Below are 22,466 nucleotides of genomic sequence, written 5' to 3' on the forward strand. Positions count from 1 at the left end.
GATTAACACCTGTTTTATGGGGCAAAACTGAATTTCCCCATCAATACCTTTGGATTGTTACCTATAGCGATGGGTTCGCCGCATAAAGCTTCATTGCCCAATAATGCAAACAATATCGCCTCTTTGGCATCCGGGTTGATCCCCAAACTGCCGGTATCTTTAATGTTTGCAAACACCTGCCTCAACCGGGCTATCACAAAGGGGTTTCTTGCTCCGCCGCCGCTTACAAATATTTTCAGATCATCAGCCCCGATATTGTATTTGATAAAATTGATGACGGATGCAGCTGTAAAAGCGCTTAATGTACTTACCAGATCTTCGTGTGGCAGCTCCTTTGTTTGTGACCATTGTTGCGCATTTTCAACAAATGCCAGGTTAAACAATTCCGGCCCCGTAGTTTTCGGCGCGGCCTCGTCAAAAAACGGGTGGCTTAGCAGGGTGGTAAGCAAATCCTCATTTACTTTACCGCTGTTGGCAATAGCAGAATCCTCGTCGAAAGCTTTGTTAAAATACTTGCGGCAGGCCGCATCAATCAATGTATTACCGGGGCCGATATCTGTACATAAAACTTTGCTTGCATCGCTATCAGCTGGTAAATAAGTAAGGTTGGCAATGCCGCCAATATTGAGCAAAACCCGTTCTTCGCCGGCTTTACTGCCCAATAGTACATCTCCATATAGGGCCAGCGGTGCGCCTTCTCCGCCTGCGGCAATATGTTTTTGCCTGAAATCGCTTATGGTCAATATCCCGGTTTTTACTGCCAGGTGGTCGCCATCACCAATTTGTAATGTAGCATTCGGATACCCCGGCTGCTTATGTAACCGTTTTGGTGCATGGTAAATAGTTTGGCCATGGCTGGCAATAAAATCAACTGTATTTGGTTCAATATTCCATTCAGAGAGCGCCTGAAGCACCAGTTGTCCATGATAGTTGCCGATGAAGGCATTTAGTAAAGTCAGTTTCTCCAGGTCTATTGTTTTTTGGGCGAATACCTGCTGCACTTCTGCTTTAAAACTTTCGGGATATGGTATCGTGATGAATTGTAGCAATTCAAACTGGGTTTGTAAGCCATTGCCCGTAAAACTGCTTAAAGCGATATCCAGCCCATCTAATGATGTGCCCGACATTAAGCCAATGCCGGTTTTGACAGGCTTTTGTGCGACATCAAAAAGCTTTTGCAGATTTTGGTTTAACGGTAACATCCGGTTAAATTACTATTTGTTGGCCGTTTACAAAAGTTAAAATAATGGAGGCAGTCAATAAATATCTGATATATTTGTTTTCAACCAAATTCAACCCATCCTATGGCCCGATTAAATTTATTGGAAGAGACCCGGTACGAGAAGCTACCGGTAAGCGTTTATGGCAACCAGCAGGAGGCATCCATTGCCGTAGCAGGCAGGATAGCCAAACTTATCCGCGATAAGCAGGCAAAAGGCGAGCAGGCAGTGCTTGGCCTGGCAACAGGTGTTACCCCCATCCGTGTTTATGCCGAACTGGTACGCTTACATAAGGAAGAAGGCTTGTCGTTTAAAGATGTCATCACCTTTAATTTGGATGAGTACTATCCCATGAAGCCCGATGCCGCCCAAAGCTATGTTACTTTCATGTATGAGAACCTTTTCAGTCATGTTGATATTGATAAAGCTAATGTGCACATACCCGATGGTACTTTGGATAAAGAAGACGTGGTAGCTTTCTGCCTGGACTATGAAAAGCAAATTGAAGAATTAGGCGGTTTAGACCTGCAAATATTAGGTATCGGCCGTACCGGCCACATCGGATTTAACGAGCCGGGCTCTGCACCGAACTCGGGTACCCGTTTGGTTACCCTGGATGATTTGACCCGCAGTGATGCCGCCCGTGATTTTGGCGGCAAGGCCAATGTGCCCACCAAAGCCATCACCATGGGTATTGGCACCATTTTTAAAGCAAGAGAAATTATCCTGATGGCCTGGAGCGCCAAAAAAGCCCCGATTGTAAAAAAAGCTGTTGAAGGCGAAATATCAGGCGAAGTTCCTGCTACCTACCTGCAATTATCAGAGCATGTTGAATTTGTGCTTGACGAAGCGGCAGCATCTGAATTAACCCGCTTTGATACCCCCTGGCTGGTAAAAGATTGTTCATGGGATGATAATACGCTGAAAAAGAAAGCCGTGATCTGGCTGGCTGATACCATTGGCAAACCGGTATTAAAACTTACCGAAGAAGACTATAACAACCACGGTATGGCGCAGCTTGCTGTAGAACAAGGCCCTGTTTATAACATCAATATTGATATTTTTAACCAGATACAGCATACCATTACCGGCTGGCCGGGCGGCAAACCCAATGCAGATGACTCACAACGGCCAGAAAGGGCTTTACCGGCAAAAAAACGCTCGGTTATCTTTTCTCCACATCCGGATGATGATGTGATCTCGATGGGTGGTACCTTCATTCGCCTGGTTGACCAGGGGCATGATGTGCATGTTGCCTACCAAACATCGGGCAATACCGCAGTTTGGGATGATGATGTGCTGCGTTACATGGAGTTCGCCATCGATTTTACCAACAGCATTGGTGAGGACAGTGCACACCTGACTTCGTTATACGAAGAAATGCGTGCCTTCTTCCCGCAAAAACAACCCAACCAGATTGATACCCGTGAGATACGGAATGTAAAAGGTTTTATCCGCAAAACAGAAGCCATCTCAGGCGCCCGTTATGCCGGCTTGCCCGACGATCATATCCACTTTATGGCTTTGCCTTTTTACGAAACAGGTAAAACCAAAAAGAACACCGTTGGCGAGGAAGATATCCAGCTGACCATCGACCTGTTACAAAAAATAAAGCCACACCAGATTTTTGCTGCCGGCGATTTTGCTGACCCGAACGGAACCCACCTGGTTTGCTTTAACATTATTTTAGCTGCTCTTGATCGCCTGAAAGCCACCGAAGAGTGGGTAAAAGACTGCTGGTTATGGATGTACCGCGGTGCATGGCACGAATTTGAAACTTACGAAATTGAAATGGCCGTGCCATTATCTCCGCAAGAGGTAATTCGTAAACGCAATGCTATCTTCAAACACCAATCGCAAAAAGACAGGCCTGTATTCCCTGGTGATGATGCCCGCGAATTCTGGGTACGTGCCGAAGACAGGACACGAGACACCGCGCAGAAATATGATCGCCTGGGTTTAGCGGAGTATGAAGCCATGGAAGGTTTTAAGCGTTATAAGTTTTGAGAGGTTGTACGTTTTACGTGGTAAGTTATACGTTTAGAAAACAACAAGACTATTCAATCTCCTTATTATTTAGGGGTTATTTATGCAGAAATTTAAGGACTTAATCTTATGGAAGGAAGCCCATCAGCTTACCATTAAGGTTTATGAGGTATCCAAAAAATTCCCAAAGGAAGAGTTGTTTGGTGTTACGTCTCAATTAAGGCGGACGGCAACATCGATATCTTGCAATATAGCAGAAGGTTGCGGTCGATATACTTCTAAAGATTTTGCCAATTTCCTTCAAATTTCGTTGGGGTCGACTAACGAAACGGATTATTTAACAATATTGGCAGAAGATCTAAACTATCTTTCCGAAGGCGATTTTGACATATTACAGGAAAAAATCAACAAGGTAATGGCAATGAATATCAACTTACCCGAAAAAGTAAGAAACAAAAACGTATAACTTAAAACGTCCAACGTATAACCTAATGATTCCACAGGAAAAAAAACCAAGACTCCTTTCCCTCGACGTAATGCGTGGGGTCACAATTGCCGCCATGATACTCGTGAACGACCCAGGCGATTGGGGGCATATCTATGCACCACTTGAACATTCCAAATGGAATGGCTGTACGCCTACAGACCTGGTGTTTCCATTCTTTTTGTTTATGGTTGGGGTATCGGTTACCTATGCTATGGAAAGCAGGAAAGCTACTGTTTCTCATTCCAAACTAATTCTTAAAGCCCTGCAACGCACCGCTATCTTAATTGCCATCCCCTGGATAACACAATTGATATTTCATTGGGATCGCGGCTTTTCGCATTTAAGGTTTCCCGGCGTATTGCCACGTATTGCCCTGGTTTATTTTATTTGTACCATCATCTATCTAAAAACGTCACAAAAAACACGCGACTGGATTTTTGCCGGTGCGTTGATTGGTTATTTTATCATCATGACGTTTATCCCCGTTCCGGGTGTAGGCTATGCCAACCTGGAACCGGCCACTAACATGGGAGCCTGGATAGACAGGTTGGTTTTTACCACCAATCACCTCTGGAGCGAATCGCACACCTGGGACCCCGAAGGCTTATTGGGCACCTTACCTGCTGTGGCGACCGGGTTGTTCGGTATAAGGATAGGCACCTGGCTGAAGCGGAAAGATGTAGATGACAATGTTAAGGTAAGCTGGATGTTTACCTACGGCGTTATCGCCGTTGTTGCCGGGCTGATATGGGATTTGTTTTTCCCCATTAATAAAGCCTTGTGGACAAGCTCTTTTGTGCTTTATACCGGCGGATTGGCCACCATTGCGCTCGCCCTAAGCTACTGGCTTATTGATGTGCAGGGGCGTAAACGGTTTACTTATCCTTTCGTAGTTTTTGGGGCCAACGCCATTACGGCATATGTACTTTCGGGTTTTATTCCACATTATATGAACATGATAAAAATTGGCGGCTTATCTATTTATCAAACCTTTTTTGCACCCCATTTCTCGCCCCTGAACGCCTCATTGGCAAGCGCCATATTTACAGTTATTATATTATGGCTGGTGATGTGGATATTGTATCTTCGAAAAATAATTATCAAAATATAGTAAATGAAATTTAAACCAACCCTTATCGCCTTAATGGGCATTTTGCTCTTCTGCATCACCAACGCAAAGGCACAAACCACCACTCCATCCTTCAGTGCATCGCAATTAAAAGCGGCCGAAAACTTTTTAATAGCCACCGGTATAAACAGCCAATTTGGAGGCATTGTTGATAATATGATAAATACATCAAGCGCCCAGGTTCCTGAAGCGCAACGAGGCGAATTTGTAAAGGTAATGAAGCGCTTTATGGTCAAATATTATTCGTGGGATGTATTAAAAACAGAGTTTGCAAAAATATACGCTGTAGAGTATACCGAAGATGAACTCAATCAATTAACGGCATTTTATAATTCGCCGCTTGGCAAAAAGTTAAGCGCAAAAACTCCAATTTTAATGCAAAAGGGCATGGCCTTAGGACAAAAAACCATAGCCGACCACAGGCCCGAGCTGGAGCAAATGATGCAAGACGCATTTGCGAAAAAAGAAGCACCCGCGGCCAGGCAATAATTAAGGGCCACAATTTGTAACTAATAGTTTCGTTTAGCATCTTAGCATAAAATATTCCCTAAACAATATGAATTTAAACAAACAGCTTTCTGTAGCCGCTTTAGCTTTCCTTATAGCTTCAGGAAGTGCTTTTGCACAAGTTAAAAAAAAGCCGGCACCATCGCCTAAAAGCAAACCGGTAGCATCGCAATTGCTTGCAAAAGCAGATGTATTGCCTATAGATAATAAAGTAATTATTGGAAAACTGCCCAACGGCCTAACTTATTACATCAGGCAAAACGTTGAACCTAAAAACAAAGCAGAACTTTACCTGGTAAACAAGGTAGGGTCTGTTTTAGAAACCGACGATCAGCAAGGCCTTGCCCACTTTACCGAGCACATGGCCTTTAACGGCACCCGCGATTTCCCTAAAAACCAAATGGTTGATTACCTGCAAAAATCAGGCGTGAAATTTGGCGCCGATTTAAATGCCTACACCTCATTTAACGAAACCGTTTATCAGCTACCCATTCCTACCGATACGGCAGCTATTTTTAATAATGGCTTTAAAATATTGGCCAACTGGGCGGGCTACGTAAGCTTCGACCCTGCTGAAATTGATAAAGAACGCGGTGTTGTTTTAGAAGAGCAGCGGCTACGCGGCAAAAACGCGCAGGAGCGTTTGCAACAGCAGATATTACCGGTGTTGCTTAATAATTCCCGCTACGCCTTGCGTTTGCCTATAGGTAAAGAAGATATCCTTAAAAACTTTAAACCCGAGACAATAAAAAGCTTTTACCATGATTGGTACCGCCCGGATTTACAGGCTGTAATTGCTGTAGGAGACTTTGATCCGAAACATGTTGAAGAACTGATAAAACAAAACTTCTCGGGCCTGCAAAACCCAACTGCCGAAAAACCACGCACAAAGTATACCGTACCCGCTACACCGGGTACCGCTGTTAAAATAGCTACAGACAAGGAATTCCCTTACACGCTGGCCGAAATCATTGTAAAACATCCTGGCACAACGGTTAAAAACACAGTTGACTATATGCAGAGTGTCAGGATCCGGTTATTTAACCAGATGCTGAATGCCCGTTTAGGCGAATTGCTGCAAAAACCAAATCCACCGTTTTTGTTTGGCCGCTCAAGCTATGGTGGCTTTTTGGGCGAACAGGATGCCTTTACTTCAATTGCTGTTGCAAAAACGCCTGCCGAGTTAGAAGGCGCCATTAAAGCCGTTGTTGCCGAAACAGAACGCGCCCGCAAGTTTGGCTTTACCCTTACTGAGTTGGAACGCGCCAAGCAGGATGCGCTGGTGCAAATGGGTAATGCCTATAAAGAGCGCGATAAAACACGGTCAGCAAATTTTGTACGTGAGTATCAGCAACACTTTTTAGAAGGCGAAGCAATCCCCGGTATTGAGTATGAATACAATTATTATGTAAACAATATTAACAAGATCACGGTAGACCAGATGAATGCTTTGGCCGGTAAATTTATTGGCGACCAAAACAGGGCTGTGATTGTTGAAGCCCCCGAAAAAGACAAAGCTACCTTACCAACCGAAGCCACATTACTGCAATGGATAAGTGCGGCAGGACAAGGTGTTACTGCCTATGTTGACAATGTATCATCGGAGCCTTTGTTGAGTAAATTACCAGAGGGCACCAAAGTTGTGAATACAGTTGTCGATTCGTTAATTGGTACTACTACTTTAACCCTTGGTAATGGGCTTAAAGTGATATTAAAACCGACCGATTATAAAAACGACCAGATCCTGATTAACGGCTATGCCTTTGGTGGCTCGTCGTTAGCAAGCGATGATGATTTTACATCGGCTAATTTGGCTTCGTCTATCATTAGCAGCAGCGGTATTGCGCAGTTTAACCAGGGTATGCTCGATAAAAAAATGGCCGGCAAAAATGTGAGCATCACCCCTTACATCAGCGAGTTTGCCCAGGGTATTTCGGGTAACTCTTCTCCTGCCGATTTTGAAACGGCGCTGCAGTTAATTTACCTGTATTTTACCCAGCCGCGTAAGGATAACGATATCTGGCAATCAACAATTGCCCAAACAAAATCTGTATTGGCCAACAGGGGCCTCGATCCGCCGAGCGTGTTCCAGGACACGGTATCAGCAACATTAAGCAACCACAATTTCAGGGGAATGGTTACCACGCCCGAAAGGCTGAGCAAAGCATCGTTGGATAAGGCCTACAGCTTTTATAAAGCCAGGTTTGCCGATGCAAGCAATTTTACCTTCACCCTGGTAGGTAATTTTGATGTGGAAACGGTAAAACCATACCTGGAGCACTATTTAGGAGGTTTGCCATCAACCAATAGTAAAGAAACCTACAAGAATTTGAACATTCAACCTCCGGCCGGCGAAATCACCAAAATAGTTAATAAGGGTGAAGCCGAGAAGAGCAGCGTACAACTGGTGTTTAGCGGAGATTATGAGTATAACGATGCCAATAACATCCAAATGGATGCGTTGGAAGAAGTATTAAATATTAAATTGATTGAACGCCTGCGCGAGCAGGAAAGCGGTGTTTACGCTCCTGGCGTAAGGGCCGGTTACCACAAAACGCCAAGCGGCAGGTATAGCATCACCGTTTATTTTGGATGTGCGCCAGCGAATGTAGACAAAATGATAGCCTCTACCCTGGATGAGATAGCCAAGCTTAAACAAAATGGTGCCCAGGCAACCGATATCCAGAAGTTTGTAGCCGAAGAAGCCCGCAGCACACGCGAGCAAATGAAAGAAAATGTTTTTTGGGCTGGATACCTGGCATCATCGTCACAAAATGGCGAAAACCCGGATCAAATTTTGCAACACGTAGGTAACCTTGAACAGGTAACCGTACAAAGCACCAAAGATGCCGCCAACAAATACTTAAGCGGCAAAAACTTTATCAAATTGATTTTACTGCCCGAGAAGAAATAATTATTTCTTGCTGATGGTAAAAGCGCCCTGTTGGTTTACCCGGCAGGGCGCTTTTTGTTGACTGAGAAAAACTTGCGAAGTTTTTGAAACTTCGCAAGTTTGGTTAGCTAATGCATATTGATATAAGCAGAAGCCGCCTCATGTGCTTTGTGCACCACAACGGCTACACATTTTTTAGTAACGTCGTCTACTTCGAAGGATATTCCCTTATCTGCATCGGTGTAAACCTGTACATTGTGGCCGTTGGCCTTATACCTGGTAACAGGTTTTAACGAAAAGTCTTTTTTAACAGCTTCTAAAGCGGCACCAACACCCAAATGACCGGCAGTTTTAAACCACGGTGATGTTACCAGTATTTTTTGGACACGGCTGATAGATTCATCTTTGCCGCCCATGTTACGGTGCGAATAAATGCTGGTGCGGTAGCCTTTGGTATCGTGTTTGGCAAACCATACCATTAATGAGCTGCCCATGGCTGCATCCGAACTATCGGGCTTGCCTAGTTGCTTTAAGGCCAGCTCCAGGTCCTGGTCAATCAGGATATGGCCTACTCCTTTCCCCGGCAAAATAAGTCGGTCGGTAGCAACGGTACTCATAGTTGAGGTATCTGACGATATCAGCTTATCGGCTACAGAATCATCGACAATAGATTTATCGGTGAGCGTAGTATCAACTGCGCCCGTTTTAGCGGTATCGGCAGTTGGTTGTTTTTGGGCTGGCTGGTTACAGGATAACAGGCCTGTTGCCAGCAATATGATCAGGCTATTTTTTATCATACTATAGCTAACAGGATTTATCACTAATTTGTTGGCGCGTATTTGTTGCACTGGCTAACTAAACGCAAATTAAATTGTTAGGCAAAAGATGAGTACAAAAGGCCGGCAGGTTATACAGCATTGGTACAAGCAAAAAAACTGGCAACAGTTCCCCTTTCAGCAGGAAATGGAAGCGGCCTACCTGGGGGGCTACTCCGGCTTACTTAACGCACCTACGGGGAGCGGTAAAACCTTTGCCTTGTTTTTGCCCTTCCTGGTCGATTTTATTAACAAGCACCCGGATACTTACACCACGCAAAAAAACAACGGCTTGCTCATGCTATGGATTACCCCATTGCGTGCACTCACCAACGATATTCGCAAAGCCATGCAGGAAGCCTGCGACGAAATGGGCCTGCCCTGGCACATAGCCACCCGCACAGGTGACACATCTGCGGCAGAAAAAGCCGCACTGAAACGAAAATTGCCCGAGGTGCTGCTTACCACCCCCGAAAGCCTGCACCTGATGCTGGCCCAAAAAGACTACCCCAAATTGTTCAACAACCTGCAGGTGGTAGTTATTGACGAGTGGCACGAACTCCTGGGCACCAAACGCGGTGTGCAGGTGGAGCTGGGATTGTCTAAGTTGAAAGTCTTAAGTCCGAAGTCTGAAGTCTTGAGTCAGGTCCCCGAAAAAGACTTAGGACTTATGGCTCAGAACTTAAGACTCAAAATCTGGGGCATCAGCGCAACCATAGGTAACCTGGAGCAGGCGGCCGAAGTTTTGCTGGGCAATGACTTCCCGGCAGATCAGATCAGGATGGTGCGGGCCAACCTGGAGAAGAAGTTGGATATCCAGTCCATCATCCCCGATAATGTGGAGAATTACTCATGGGCAGGCCATATTGGTTTAAAGTTGCTGCCGCAAGTGATGGAGATTGTGGCCAAAAGCAAAACCACGCTGATATTCACCAACACGCGGTCGCAATCCGAGATCTGGTACCATGCTATTTTAGATAATTACCCGGAGTATGCCGGCATTATGGCCATGCACCATGGCTCGTTAGATAACGAGCTGCGCAACTGGGTAGAACAGGCCCTGCATGCCGAGGCCCTGAAACTCGTAGTGTGCACATCCAGCCTCGATCTTGGCGTCGATTTTAGGCCGGTTGATTGCGTAATACAGGTGGGCAGCCCCAAAGGTGTTGCCCGTTTTATGCAGCGCGCCGGGCGAAGCGGCCACCATCCGGGTGCGGTATCACGGGCGTATTTTGTGCCCACGCACTCGTTGGAATTGCTGGAAGGGGCCGCGCTTAAAGCCGCCATTAAACGCGGCATATTTGAAAGCCGCGACCCTATGCTGCTTACCATGGATGTGCTCATCCAATACATGGTTACATTGGCCGTATCCGACGGTTTTAGGGCCGATGAGCTGTTTAACGAGGTAAAGGGTACCTACGCCTTTGCCGACCTCACCCGCAACGAATTTGGCCAGCTGCTGGAGTTTATAACCACCGGCGGCAAAACACTGGCGCAATACGATGAATTTTTAAAGGTAGAAATAGAGAACGGCCTGTACAAAGTAAACAGCCGCCGGGTGGCCATGCGGCACCGCCTGAGTATAGGCACCATAACCAGCGAACTGAGCATCCGGGTAAAATGGCTGAGCGGCGGCAGCCTGGGCACCATCGAAGAATCCTTCGTATCCAAGCTTAAGCCAGGCAATACCTTCTGGTTTGCAGGCCGTAGCCTGGAGTTTATCCGGGTAAAGGAAATGGCGGCCTTTGTCAAAAAATCAAACTCCACTAAGGGTTTAATACCGAGCTGGAATGGCGGGCGCATGCCTCTGTCGTCACAACTGGCTGCCGTATTCAGGGATAAGCTGGACGAGGTGGCGCATGGTATCGAAAAAGATGTTGAAGTCATCGCCCTGAAACCTTTATTCAAGTTGCAGCAGGAATTATCGCACCTGCCCCAGAGCCACGAGTTTTTGATCGAGTCGTTTAAATCCCGCGAAGGGCACCACCTGTTGTTTTATCCCTTTGAAGGGCGGCTGGTACACGAGGGGATGGCGTCATTGCTGGCCTTCAGGATCAGTAAAATCAGGAATGCCAGTTTCAGCATCGCCATGAACGATTATGGTTTCGAACTGCTTACCGACGAGGACGTACCCATTGAGGACGTGCTGGAAGACGTCAGCTTTTTTTCGATAGATAACCTCATTGATGACATCCAGCATAGCCTGAACGCCAATGAAATGGCCCGCAGGCGGTTCAGGGATATAGCCCATATTGGGGGGCTGGTGTTTACCGGTTATCCCGGGCAGCAGGTGAAGAATAAGCATTTGCAGGCATCAACCTCCTTATTGTTCGAGGTGTTTACCGAGTACGAGCCGGATAACCTGCTGGTGCGCCAGGCATATAACGAGGCTTTGGCTTTCCAGCTGGAGGAGTTTAGGCTGCGTGCAGCTTTACAACGGATAGCCACCCAAACCATCATCCTGAAAACCATTGAGCGGCCTACGCCATTTGCCTTCCCGATAATGGTTGACAGCCTTGGCCGTGAAAAACTGACTACCGAAACTATGGAAGAACGTATTGCCAAAATGGCCCGCCGCTACGGCGCAGAAGGCGTTGGCGAAGTGGACGAAACCCGCAAAAACCGCAAGCCTGGCATCACCCGGAAGAAGGGGTTTTAGGTGGCTGTTCCCGCCTGCAATACCAGCACTTTACAAGCATCTTTTGCACCTTTATATACTGTGTTACACCTGTTAATAAGGTTAACTAATTGAACATCAAGCGTTATTTGAAGTTACAGACATTAAAGCGCCTTTTATTTTTTTAATTAGTTCCGGTTGATCGCCTGGTACCGTAATATTTAGCCAGCGTGGCAACGTTGGCGAATGGATTTAATTGCAAGTGTGTGTACCGGTACGAGGTGAAACAGGGTAACACGCCCTGGTACATGGTGGTACGCCCTGGTACGGGGTGGTACACTACCAATGGTTAATATTTTTAACCAGGGCAAAACTTCGGATTGGGCGGAAGTATTGCGTAGGCGGTGGCGAAAATGGTGACTTGTGATCAAATATTCGTTTAACGACAATTTGATCACACCTGCAAGATATATCAGTGCTTATTTTTATATTTATAGAGCAGTAAATCATCCCAAAAACCTATCGCCATGGCCTCAAAAATTAGCTTCAATACCGGTAAAATACCGCGTTTAAACACCTTTATCCCACAGGCCGTAATAGCAGGCGGTTTAATATACGTTTCGGGCATGGCGGGGCTAAATCCCGAGACCGGCAAATTGATCGACGATACTTTTGAAGGGCAGGCCCGACAGGCTTTTGCAAACATCCAAACCATATTGCAGGAAGCAGGCAGCAATATGGATAACATCGTAAAAACCACCATCTGGATGGTTAGCGGCCAGGACCCAACCTTTGCAGCCATCAATAAAATTTATGCCGAGTTCTTCCCCGAAAACCCGCCGGCACGCAGCGCCCCGCAGGTGATGCCTTTTCCGGGTGGTATTCTTATTTCGGTGGAGTGTGTGGCGCTGGTGTAAGGGAATTGCAGCACATCACGTTATAATCGAAATAAACGCAATAGCTCAATGAATAAAAAAGATTTTTTAGATTATATTATTCCTAAGGTTGAACCTTACTTTTTAAAGTATGGTTTTGTTTATAGAAAATCAAAATCTGGTTTCGTTAAGAAAATTGATAACGGATGGGTAAAGATTGATTTTTCATTTTATGATTTCGCCATGACCTACAATATGAATTTGGGGTTTGAACTTAGGAAAAATAAGGTTCAGGAATTATTTATTCGGTATGTGGACATAAATCCTTCCGACGGAAAAAATTTACCAACAATAGTCTTTTCACTAACAGGGTTAGTGAAAAATGAATTTACGTCTTTTAGATATACCAATGAAAAAGAATTAGATTCAATTATCATTGGGAAGATAATCCCCTTTTTAGATGTCCAACTAATTCTTCTTATTGAACGCTATAATGAACTTAAAAATATCTATCAACTTTTTACAGACTCGAATGAATATCTTAATGAGCAAATAGCCCCCAATTACGATAATTATTTAACTGCTCTGATAATAGGGTGGCTGCTTTTTCCAGATAATTTTGATGATGTCGTTGCTTCCATTGATGATTTGTTTTTAAAATTAAAAAATAAATGGCCTAATAGTTTGAGTGCGGAACAATATGAGGATAGCTTTAATAAGATTGTAGCAGATTTAAAAAGTAAAATAGAGAAATAGTAATAGCTCAGGAACCCCGGTTGTCCGTAGTCTATAGCTGTTCGAATGTCTCTGATTACTGATGGCGATGCTTGTAGTTTGTAACTAAAGTTAGTTCACTCTATAATTTGCAGCACAAATGTTTGGATTGTTTAAAAAGAATAAAAAACGAAAGACCTGGCCGATAACCGACTGGGAAATGTGCATCATGTACAATGCCCTAAACCAGTTGCCGGGTGAGTTTGCGCACCTGAAACAGCAGCTTGAATACCCGCTGTTTACAGTAGCTTCTACAGGCCGCAGCACAAACGATCCTGATTATATATCATTCAGCTTCGCCCCGGATATCTACCGGGATTTTGAAAACCGGCGCATGCAGGATTACATGATCCGCAATATCAAAGTATCCAACATCGATAAAAAAAGTTTGACTATACAATTTGGGTTGTTGCCGGCGTCATCTGCGGCTATTCGTTAAAAGAGTTCGATCAGTCGGTTATCGATTTAAATAGCGTTGATGTAAGGGCCTATGCCAAAGTTTACCTGGAAAATGACGATTTTGATAAACTGGCCACCCTGTTAAACGCCGATGATATTAAGGAAATTAACCCCAGCGAAGTATACGAAGTAGTTTTAAACGGAAACACCTATTACCACATTAAAGACCTGAAAGACGGCGATTTCATCGGCATTGGCACCGATAAAGTGATTTATACAATTACCCACGATCCGTTTGAAATTGTGCCGCTGAACAAAAGTTTGAAAGAGGTATTTGATGACGACAAACTCAATCAATAAAGTTAAACAGGGCAATGCCTGCGGCCCGGGCTATCCGCTCATACGCGCACAAGGCTTTAGGCGCAGGCCGGTACCCGCTTCTATCCCTATTGCTGAAATTTTGTTTAAAAAAAACCTTGTGGGAAACGGTGAGCAACTGAAATAAATATTAACAACCACCTATATATAACGTTGAAAAATAAAGCCATTCTATTCATCATGGTGCTATCCCTGCTTTCGCCGGGCTACCATGTTGTAGCTACAAAAAGCGTTGGACGTATTTTGGGCATCACAAAAACCGATACCTCCCGTAAGCCAAAGCTAAAACCGCGGCTTGAAGATGCCCACACACCCACGCTAAAAAGCATCTTGCACGATGAGCTCAAACGCCATCATGAAATTACCAAGGTGGATACCCTGTTTGTATTGAAACAGGGTGATACCCTGAAAGTTAAATTAAGGCACTATTGTACTTATGATGGTAAAATAAACCTGCCGCCCCGGTACTTACGCATGTACGGCCTCAAAAAGTTTAAAGCGCATAACTTTATAACCGCATTGCAGGTAAAGCGGAACAGTAAGCTGATATTTAAAGGATTTATCAAAAAGGATGATTTTTTAAGCTTACTGGGCGATAGCTTAAAAAAGTATGGTGTATTGTTATTCCCGAACGTCGAATTTGACCCGGACGGCCTTAATATACAGTACAGCATATCGGTACCCTTAACGGATGTTGGCAGGGGTTTTACTTTGACAATTAGCAAGCTGGGTGAAAAAACGGTGAGGGCAGATTGAGCGGTCGGTGTTATCATTGCACCAGCCAAGTTGTATTTTACGTATATTTCAGTGCCAGAACTATATAATACGGCGTTTCTGTGAGCTAAACGAACAGTGATGACGCGATCACAGTCTGAACTGACGGTACTTACATTAGCTGAAGATCAAAAACTAATAAGATGGAAGATATCGAAGATATATATGTAGCTATTGAATTTCCCAAAAGAAACGAAAGTATAGAGACATTCACCCAAAACTACTTAAAAGGCTTTAAGGAGACTAACGGTTACTACGAATACCCACGTTTCAGAGGTGAAATCGAATTTGAAACGGACGATTATAAATTAATGTTATCATATATTTTGCAAAAGGAAAAGAGCAGATTCTGTTTTTATTTTGAAAATGAGGAAAATAGTGAAGCGCCCTTCGCGATGATGTTTTTTAACGAAGACGGATCGTTGTTTTTAGGCCTCGGGGTTCATGAACAGTTTGAGTCGAAATATGAACAGATGCTAAAAAACGATTTTAAATCATCGTTAATTATGTTTTGCTATAACGTTATGCCGCCAGATAATTTGGCCGAATTTAAATCTATCATAAAAGGAAAATGACAACCGTTGCTATCAGAAATTTGTGTGTCTCTAAACAATAAATTCCTGGCTTAACTAATCAGAATTGTGTAAAAATCCTTTTGCGGATACGGCTGAGTGATTGCGGTTTAACCCCAACAAATGAGGCGATATGGTACTGGGAGATCCTTTGCTGCAGATCGGCATGATTTTTCAAAAAACGCTCGTAACGAAGTTCAGGTGTTTCTGCATATAATGAACTGATATCCTGCAGCATTTTGACAAAAACTGCTTCGATGGCTATCCTGCCAAAACGTTCCCCGCCACGAACATTTGCATAAAATAGTTGAAGGTCAGCATGCGAGATCACAAATACAATACTGTCCTCTAAAGCCTGAATGTTTTTTGAAGAAGGGGCCTGGGGAAGAAAACTTTCATAATTACATACAAATTCATTTTCCTGCGAGAAATCATATGTTTTTTCTTCTCCGTCATGGTTAATATAAAACCGCATTAATCCCTTCGCCACAAATCCTACTTGTTTGCAAATCCGTCCTTCTTCTAAAAAATAGTCGCCCTTTTTATAGGTTTTTTCCTTAAACAAAGAGGTCACGGTATCTATCTCTTCGGGGCTGAGCGTAATCACCTTTTGTATGCTGGTTAGTAAGCTGTCTATCATCATCATTTGAACTGTATCAAAACCAAAAGTACACAACCTGCTAACAAGTTGTGTAGCAATCCTGGTGCGGCAAAACCGGTTAGCTTGCAGCCCTTAAAATTTTGGTTTCTACGTTGGTAATTTTGTTTCTGTCAAAGTCTGCCGTATCGGCGGCAAACTCCGGGCTTTTCAAATAGCGTTCGGTCATTTCATTCACATCGGCATCGTCTGGAAAAGATACGAGGGCGATAACCTGGTTAGCGATGCCGGGGGTATTGCCGATCCAAACACCTTTGACAGCGAAGCCAAACTTCGGAAGGTTTATCCTGTGCCTGGCCCAATTTGCTGTAAAGTACTGAGCAGCTGTTTCTTTATCAGCAAGCGTATAAATTCTTAATTGTTCCATGTTGTTTTTACTGTTTATAGTGATTTTGTTTGAGGTTTTGCCGTAAATAACAGGATGCCAACAACCGAACAAATGATGGTTGCTACAATATGTGGCATCGCTTGCTGCAAACCGGTATAGCTTTTACTAAGTACAGTCAGCATATCTGATACCGGGATGATCGTGGCTACAAATAGCATTACGCCAAGGGCACGGCGCTCCTTCATCAGGACCAATGCGCATAACAGGATCCCGGAAAATATATCCCTGATACCTTTAATGTGATGAAAGGCGTAATCGCCATTGGCGTTAAAGCGGATGCCGAAAGCGGCTGTTGCTACTTCGGGAGAGAAAAAAAAGCGGGCTCCGAGGAATACCATTCCCAGGCCCAGTAAAAATGCGATTGCATAAGAGATTTTTGTTGTCATGATTGTTTGTTTCTAAATAATGACACAAAATTATGCCCGCCAAAGCCGGCATTCATGCACCTGGGTTAACAAATTGATCGTGCTGCCGTATTTTGAAATAACCGAATCAGGAAAAAGTGTTGTCATGATTAGAAATGCGATTTTCAGCCTGTGTTCGGTGTTATCACACCGCCCCCAGGCTGAGTCAGCGGAAAACTTGCGCATTGTCTTGCCATGGTGGTGGCAGAGCCGGTCATAGGCGTCTATCAATAGCCAGATATAAACCAAAGCCCCCAAAATCAGATGCCGGTATACCACGACCATCCTGAAGTAATATCGGGCCCCGGATCAGTAAATTTATCAGTCACCACAATGCGCTGCAAAAATTTAACGTTTTTGTAGCCCAGCTGCGTTTCTACCCTCAGGCGTAAGGGCGCGCCGTTACGCGCAGGTAGGTCTTCGCCGTTCATGGTATGGGCCAGTATGGTTTGCGGATGAAATGCATCAAGCATATCAATGCTTTCGGCATAGTTGTCGAAGCCGTATAGGGCTACATAACGTGCGGTTTTTAAAATGCCGGCATCTTTTAGTAGGGCGCTTAGCGGTACGCCTGTCCATTCGGCAATGGCGCTCCAGCCTTCCTCGCAGGTGTGCCGGGTTATTTGGGTTCGCGCACCCAGTTTTTTGAGCTCATCTATTGAATACTTACGCGGTGTGGCCACGCAGCCTTCTATAACAAGCGTAAAATCTTTAAAGTTATCAAGTTGCAGTTGCTGATAAGCTTTGCTGTAGGCTTTTTTGCTCGCCGGATCGGCAGGGTCGCCAATATCGGTTACCGGGAAGCTGGTTATCTCGTTTTTTTGATACTCCATAGCCAGGGCCCGCTGCGAAAGCAGGCCGCGCTGGGCAATGTAGGTTAAATCGTCGCCCATCCGCAAAATATTGCCGTAGGTGGGCGGTGCTTTTTTAAGGCAGCCCGAAAGCAAAAGCGCACCAGCAGAGGTAAGTCCTGTTAAAATAGCCTGGCGGCGGTTCATCAGTAGTTTTCTTTTCATAGCTACCTGCCAAAAGTTATTGCCCAAATATTTCGTTTAAAGCCCGACCTGATCACCATAACCACATGTACCAGCAAAAACAGCAAAAGTAAAACCGCCGCAAAAAAGTGGATAGTGCGCGCCGATTGATGGCCGAAGAATATTTTCAGCAAAAATGGATACGACGCGGTAATAGCCGGCGACATGGCAAAGCCGGTTAAAATAACCACCGGGAACAGTAAAAAGATAACTGATAGATAGGTGATCTTTTGCAGTAGCCCATATTTGCCCGTGTATTGCATGTGCCTGCGCAAATGTGCGGCAACATCGCGCCAAAGTAGCTTTAAACCAAATTCGCGGCGGCGCGGCACCAGGTTATGCCAAAAATGCCCGCTGTAAAGCCCTGCTATAAAATAGATGATGCCGGTTAATACCATGAACCATGCAGCCAAAAAGTGCGTGCTACGCCCCCAGCCATTTTCATTAAAAATATCGTAAGTGCGGGCCGCACTTATCTGTTGGCCGGTTACGTGCTTAAACCGTACGCTTTTATCCCAGCCGCCATGGTGGTAGTTGCGGCTTATCGGCAGTTCAAACAGTGCCGGGGTCAGGTCGTTACCTGCCTTGCCCCAGTAAAGCCTGGGGTGCGACATCAGGATAACAAAACCACTAACCGTAAGCGCCAAAAAACTTAGGGTGATAATAAAGTGCGCGCCTTTAACCCAGCGTTTGTGTTGTACAACTTCGGTTTTAGAGCTTTGCGATAAGTTCATTCCTGCGGCGGTGATAACTACGTTTATATAAACAGAATAAATATAAAGGTATTGGTTGAAAATATCAAGAAGCCAGGGCTTTGCCGCAGGGTAAATGCATATAATTGGGTTAACATAACTTAACACATTTCAAATATATTTATTATAAATATTTGATAATAAATGTTTTATGTTTTATCATGGTTAACACTAAACTGATCGCCTTCGCTGCCTCCAGGCTTGTGTGCCCGCTGATAGTAAACGCTATGCTAAATAATACATATGCAACTCCGGGATGTTTAATTTCATCCGGGAGTTTTTGTATTTTTAAACGGGGCATAAGAGTAATACGAAAGCATTAAGGTTAACAACAAACATTCTTGATTGTCCTAAAAGCATGGCGTGTACTTAGCACGCGGGCCACAAGTGAGGACACTTGCGGTAGCGTGGGGCTGGTTTTGTGACAAGGCTGAAAAAGAAATAAAACAGACATGCTATATTCTCTCAAGGGAAAATGTGCAGTAGCTTGAAAGTCGGTTTTGTATAAAATAAAGTCTGTTTGGAATAATTCAGCATGGGAGACTTTATATAGTTTTGTTTTAATCAAATAGCCCGGCTGACCAACATATGAGTTATTTGCAAAAGCCTTTATAAGCCAACCGATAAATAGACCACACTTTAAAAACAGCCGCGACCGGTATTGAAACGAAGCCTGTATTAATTGTGCAAGGTTTTTATGGATACCAGCCAGCTCAGTGTTTTCACAACCACGCCATGCGCCTAAATTTTTCATCGGAGTTTATATGACAATTTTTAACGCTAAGTCAACCAGTTCAACTATAAATAGGCGAAAAAGATGGCAGCGTTGGCCAATTATTTAAATAGTTCAAATTTTGAAACCAAAATGATATACAAACGAAAAATAACGATTAAGGTGACCGGCCTGTTGTTAATACTATTGAGCCATTCTTTTGCCGTAAAGAGCCAGCAGATGGGCGACGCAGAAAAAAAATCAATGGAGAAAGGAACGATCTACACTGCATTAAAGGGTGCAGGGCAAGGCGTATCCGGTCCGGGTTCCAATCTTCCGCCCGAAAAGATGCAATGGTGGGAAGATCAGAAATTTGGAATGTTCATACATTGGGGCTTATATGCAATTCCGGCCACAGGCGAATGGACCATGTTTAATCAAAAAATACCGGCTGAGGAATATGCCAGACTTGCCGGTCAGTTTGATCCGAAACACTTCAGCGCTGCGGAATGGGCAAGGGTAGCCAAAGAAGCCGGAATGAAATATATGGTAATGGTTTCCAGGCACCATGATGGTTTTGCGCTTTGGAACAGCCCGTCGAGTTACCGGCATTTTGATAGTTGGGAAACTGCCGCTCACCGCGATTTTGTAAAAGAGTACACCGATGCATGCCGTAAGGCGGGCCTCCATGTAGGGATCTATTACTCGCCGCTGGATTGGCGCTTTCCTGGTTATTTCGACCCTAAGGGACTTCCTGACAATGCCGCGCTGCTTAAGAAACAAACCTATGGGCAGGTAGAAGAGTTAATGAAAAATTATGGCAAAATAGATATTTTGTGGTACGATGGCGGCTGGTTGGCACATAAGGGTAGCGATGCGGATGCAGCCTGGTTTTGGGAACCCTTAAAACTTAATGCAATGGTACGTAGCTATAACCCGGATGTGGTTATTAACCCAAGATCGGGAATGGTTGGAGATTTCCAGACCGACGAAGGCGGCGCGGATGTTAAAGGGCCGATTATTCCTTTTCCATGGGAAAAATGCCTCAACCTCAATTCAACAAGCTGGGGGTATAATAGAGCTCAGCAACTGATGCCCTTGAAACAGATTATAGATATGCTTGTTAATACGGTTGACCGCGGGGGAAATATGTTATTAAATGTTGGACCAGACCCGGATGGTGTCATTCCTCGTACTCATGTGGAGCGTCTGAAAGAAGTGGGGCAGTGGTTAGCCAAAAATGGCGAAGGTATATATCAAACGCGTCCGGGGCCGTTTCAACCCGTTGATGATTTTTATGGAGCTACGTACAGAGGTAATAAAATATATATCCACCTGCTGAAAATTCCGGAGGGAACTGCTGTTATTAAATTACCACCAACCAGGCAGATTATTACAGCGTGTACGGTTCTGCATGGTGAACAAGTTAAATTTCAACAGGACGCGACAGGCATCACCCTTGACCTGGCTACAATGCAATTAGATTCACTGGTAACCACCCTGGTATTAAAAACAAAAGACAGATAACAGCCACCAGCTCCCGCAAGCATTTTTCGCTGCCGTCTCCAGGCTTGTGCGCCCGTTGAGAGGTTAAACGCCTTGCTAAGTAATAAATATGCAACTCCCGGATGTAAGTTTCATCCGGGGGGTGGCGTTTTAAACAGGGCAAAAGAATAATACAAAAGCGCTAAGGTTAACAACCTATATTGTCGATTGTCCTAAAGGCATGGCATGTACCTGGCATGTGGGCGCACAAGCCAGGAGGCTTGCTGCAGCGTGGGCAACCTTTTTGTTTTTGAATTATGTGTTTTGCGACAAATTATTCTGATATTTGGATAGAAATAAAGTTGTTAATTTATTATTTACCAAACCTTATCGTGAAAAAATACTTCCCACTTTTAATTGCGTTAATTGCTATTGCACTGTTTAATGCGTGTTCGAAAAAACACGATCCCGTGCCGGTTGAATTAAAAACTATAAGCCTCGGCCGGGATACCCTGACTCTTGTTGCAGGACAAACTTATCAACTTAATTTAGCGGTTACACCTACAGATTATGATCAATCGCTGCTTCGTTTATCGTCGTCGGATACTACTGTTTTAACGGTGACTAACAAGGGCAAAATTGTTGCGATAAAAGCGGGAATTGCCATTGTTAAAGCTACCAATGATAAACAAACCATATCTGTAACATGCCTTGTGAATGTAGTTCCAAAAACCATTATAGATAGCTTAAAAGTGGGCTTGCTTGCATACTTTGCTTTTAATAACAGTGGTGTTGACTCATCCGGCAATGCCAACCATGGGATGGTTTACAATATTAGTTCGGTCCCAAACCGGTTTGGAACAGCAAATAGCGCTTATTATTTTAATGGCACAACAAGTTACATCAAGGTAAAAGATAATCAGTCGCTTAGATTGAACAATACCGATATTACCTTAAATAGCTGGGTCAAATTAGATGTTTATAATGCTTCTTATGGTGTCAATTTATTATCTAAACGTATTTCCGGAGTTGACAATGGATGGGCCTGGGGCATAACGGGCTATTCAATAGCCACTCAAGGCATCGTTACATATGGCCCGGGCGGCGGAAGCGCATTTGCCAGGGGTACAGCCATTATTGGTTTAAACCAATGGCACATGGTTACTACCGTGTATAATTTAACAAAACAACAAATAAGCATATATGTGGATGGTGTGTTAGACAATGTCACTTACGGCCTGCCTTCTCCTAATGCCAACATAACAACTGACTTGTATATCGGCAAGGACAATCCAGAAGTACCAACTAACGGCTATTATGTACAGGGAGCTTTAGACGAAATTCGAATCTATAAAAGGGCTCTTACATTGAATGAAATAAAAAAGCTATACAACCTGACATATTAAATTATTCGTTTAGCCAAATAAAGAAAGTGACTTCGTAAAAATGCCCCCTGTGACCGTAAGCCTTTTCCGTGCTGTTCAATTTCTCTGCCATCGAGCGGCTATGCTTTTAGTTTGTAACTACAGGATTTCATCCGGCTACGGCAAGAATCTTGCTAAGTAATAAATATACAACACCCGGATGTTTAATTTCATCCGGGTGTC

Annotated in this window: 22 protein-coding genes; 13 read left to right on the forward strand and 9 right to left on the reverse strand. The window is 44.2% G+C overall.

The window, feature by feature from the left end:
• Positions 1–14: 14 nt before the first annotated feature.
• A complete protein-coding gene (locus tag PQ469_RS23455) occupies positions 15–1,202 on the reverse strand; it encodes an anhydro-N-acetylmuramic acid kinase (protein WP_274209829.1) in 1,188 nt (395 codons plus the stop codon).
• 102 nt (positions 1,203–1,304) lie between these two features.
• Here PQ469_RS23455 and nagB point away from each other — a divergent pair, with 102 nt between their 5' ends.
• From nagB to PQ469_RS23480, 5 genes are all read left to right on the forward strand, one after another.
• Positions 1,305–3,227, forward strand: a complete 1,923-nt coding sequence (nagB, locus tag PQ469_RS23460; RefSeq protein ID WP_274209830.1) for a glucosamine-6-phosphate deaminase — start codon at positions 1,305–1,307, stop codon at positions 3,225–3,227.
• 82 nt (positions 3,228–3,309) lie between these two features.
• Positions 3,310–3,672, forward strand: a complete 363-nt coding sequence (locus PQ469_RS23465) for a four helix bundle protein (protein WP_274209831.1) — start codon at positions 3,310–3,312, stop codon at positions 3,670–3,672.
• Positions 3,673–3,697: 25 nt separating this feature from the next.
• The gene (locus PQ469_RS23470; protein ID WP_274209832.1) at positions 3,698–4,804 is read left to right on the forward strand and encodes an acyltransferase family protein; all 1,107 of its coding nucleotides are present in this window, start codon (positions 3,698–3,700) and stop codon (positions 4,802–4,804) included.
• Positions 4,805–4,807: 3 nt separating this feature from the next.
• On the forward strand, positions 4,808–5,311 hold the full coding sequence (locus PQ469_RS23475; RefSeq protein WP_274209833.1) for a DUF2059 domain-containing protein: 504 nt from the start codon (positions 4,808–4,810) through the stop codon (positions 5,309–5,311).
• 67 nt (positions 5,312–5,378) lie between these two features.
• Positions 5,379–8,243 (forward strand): M16 family metallopeptidase, encoded by a 2,865-nt coding sequence (locus tag PQ469_RS23480; RefSeq protein WP_274209834.1) that lies wholly within the window; start codon positions 5,379–5,381, stop codon positions 8,241–8,243.
• Positions 8,244–8,350: 107 nt separating this feature from the next.
• On the opposite strand, the gene PQ469_RS23485 is transcribed toward PQ469_RS23480, so the two are convergent.
• Positions 8,351–9,019, reverse strand: a complete 669-nt coding sequence (locus PQ469_RS23485; RefSeq protein WP_274209835.1) for a hypothetical protein — start codon at positions 9,017–9,019, stop codon at positions 8,351–8,353.
• An 88-nt stretch (positions 9,020–9,107) separates the two neighbouring features.
• Between PQ469_RS23485 and PQ469_RS23490 the strand changes: the two genes are divergently transcribed.
• On the forward strand, positions 9,108–11,696 hold the full coding sequence (locus PQ469_RS23490; RefSeq protein WP_274209836.1) for a ligase-associated DNA damage response DEXH box helicase: 2,589 nt from the start codon (positions 9,108–9,110) through the stop codon (positions 11,694–11,696).
• Positions 11,697–11,838: 142 nt separating this feature from the next.
• Here PQ469_RS23490 and PQ469_RS23495 read toward each other — a convergent pair whose 3' ends face one another.
• Positions 11,839–11,994: a hypothetical protein gene (locus PQ469_RS23495; RefSeq protein ID WP_274209837.1), complete on the reverse strand. Its 156-nt coding sequence runs from the start codon at positions 11,992–11,994 to the stop codon at positions 11,839–11,841.
• A 187-nt stretch (positions 11,995–12,181) separates the two neighbouring features.
• On the opposite strand from PQ469_RS23495, the gene PQ469_RS23500 reads away from it, so the two are divergent.
• The 5 genes from PQ469_RS23500 (at position 12,182) to PQ469_RS23520 (ending at position 15,429) form a co-directional block, all read left to right on the forward strand.
• Positions 12,182–12,571 carry a RidA family protein gene (locus PQ469_RS23500; protein WP_274209838.1) on the forward strand — a complete coding sequence of 130 codons (390 nt, stop codon included), beginning with the start codon at positions 12,182–12,184 and terminating at the stop codon, positions 12,569–12,571.
• 48 nt (positions 12,572–12,619) lie between these two features.
• Positions 12,620–13,285, forward strand: coding sequence for a hypothetical protein (locus tag PQ469_RS23505; RefSeq protein WP_274209839.1), 666 nt, complete (start codon positions 12,620–12,622; stop codon positions 13,283–13,285).
• A 118-nt stretch (positions 13,286–13,403) separates the two neighbouring features.
• Complete coding sequence (locus tag PQ469_RS23510; RefSeq protein WP_274209840.1) at positions 13,404–13,742, forward strand: hypothetical protein; 339 nt, start codon at positions 13,404–13,406, stop codon at positions 13,740–13,742.
• A gap of 491 nt (positions 13,743–14,233) precedes the next feature.
• Positions 14,234–14,836: a hypothetical protein gene (locus PQ469_RS23515; RefSeq protein ID WP_274209841.1), complete on the forward strand. Its 603-nt coding sequence runs from the start codon at positions 14,234–14,236 to the stop codon at positions 14,834–14,836.
• A 161-nt stretch (positions 14,837–14,997) separates the two neighbouring features.
• A complete protein-coding gene (locus tag PQ469_RS23520; RefSeq protein ID WP_274209842.1) occupies positions 14,998–15,429 on the forward strand; it encodes a hypothetical protein in 432 nt (143 codons plus the stop codon).
• A gap of 58 nt (positions 15,430–15,487) precedes the next feature.
• On the opposite strand, the gene PQ469_RS23525 is transcribed toward PQ469_RS23520, so the two are convergent.
• The 6 genes from PQ469_RS23525 to PQ469_RS23550 form a co-directional block, all read right to left on the reverse strand.
• A complete protein-coding gene (locus tag PQ469_RS23525) occupies positions 15,488–16,072 on the reverse strand; it encodes a Crp/Fnr family transcriptional regulator (RefSeq protein ID WP_274209843.1) in 585 nt (194 codons plus the stop codon).
• Positions 16,073–16,145: 73 nt separating this feature from the next.
• Positions 16,146–16,451, reverse strand: a complete 306-nt coding sequence (locus tag PQ469_RS23530; RefSeq protein WP_274209844.1) for an NIPSNAP family protein — start codon at positions 16,449–16,451, stop codon at positions 16,146–16,148.
• Positions 16,452–16,465: 14 nt separating this feature from the next.
• Positions 16,466–16,858, reverse strand: coding sequence for a DUF4267 domain-containing protein (locus tag PQ469_RS23535; RefSeq protein WP_274209845.1), 393 nt, complete (start codon positions 16,856–16,858; stop codon positions 16,466–16,468).
• Between the two features lie 278 nt (positions 16,859–17,136).
• A complete protein-coding gene (locus tag PQ469_RS23540) occupies positions 17,137–17,892 on the reverse strand; it encodes a molybdopterin-dependent oxidoreductase (protein WP_274209846.1) in 756 nt (251 codons plus the stop codon).
• 2 nt (positions 17,893–17,894) lie between these two features.
• Positions 17,895–18,644, reverse strand: a complete 750-nt coding sequence (locus PQ469_RS23545; protein WP_274209847.1) for a cytochrome b/b6 domain-containing protein — start codon at positions 18,642–18,644, stop codon at positions 17,895–17,897.
• A gap of 343 nt (positions 18,645–18,987) precedes the next feature.
• Positions 18,988–19,416 (reverse strand): hypothetical protein, encoded by a 429-nt coding sequence (locus PQ469_RS23550; protein ID WP_274209848.1) that lies wholly within the window; start codon positions 19,414–19,416, stop codon positions 18,988–18,990.
• Between the two features lie 111 nt (positions 19,417–19,527).
• Here PQ469_RS23550 and PQ469_RS23555 point away from each other — a divergent pair, with 111 nt between their 5' ends.
• Both PQ469_RS23555 and PQ469_RS23560 read left to right on the forward strand, forming a co-directional pair.
• Positions 19,528–20,901, forward strand: coding sequence for an alpha-L-fucosidase (locus PQ469_RS23555; protein WP_274209849.1), 1,374 nt, complete (start codon positions 19,528–19,530; stop codon positions 20,899–20,901).
• Between the two features lie 350 nt (positions 20,902–21,251).
• Entirely contained in the window at positions 21,252–22,265 is a 1,014-nt protein-coding gene (locus PQ469_RS23560; protein WP_274209850.1) for a LamG-like jellyroll fold domain-containing protein, read from the forward strand.
• Positions 22,266–22,466: the final 201 nt, after the last annotated feature.

It is taken from the genome of Mucilaginibacter sp. KACC 22773 (assembly GCF_028736215.1).
Lineage (GTDB): Bacteria > Bacteroidota > Bacteroidia > Sphingobacteriales > Sphingobacteriaceae > Mucilaginibacter.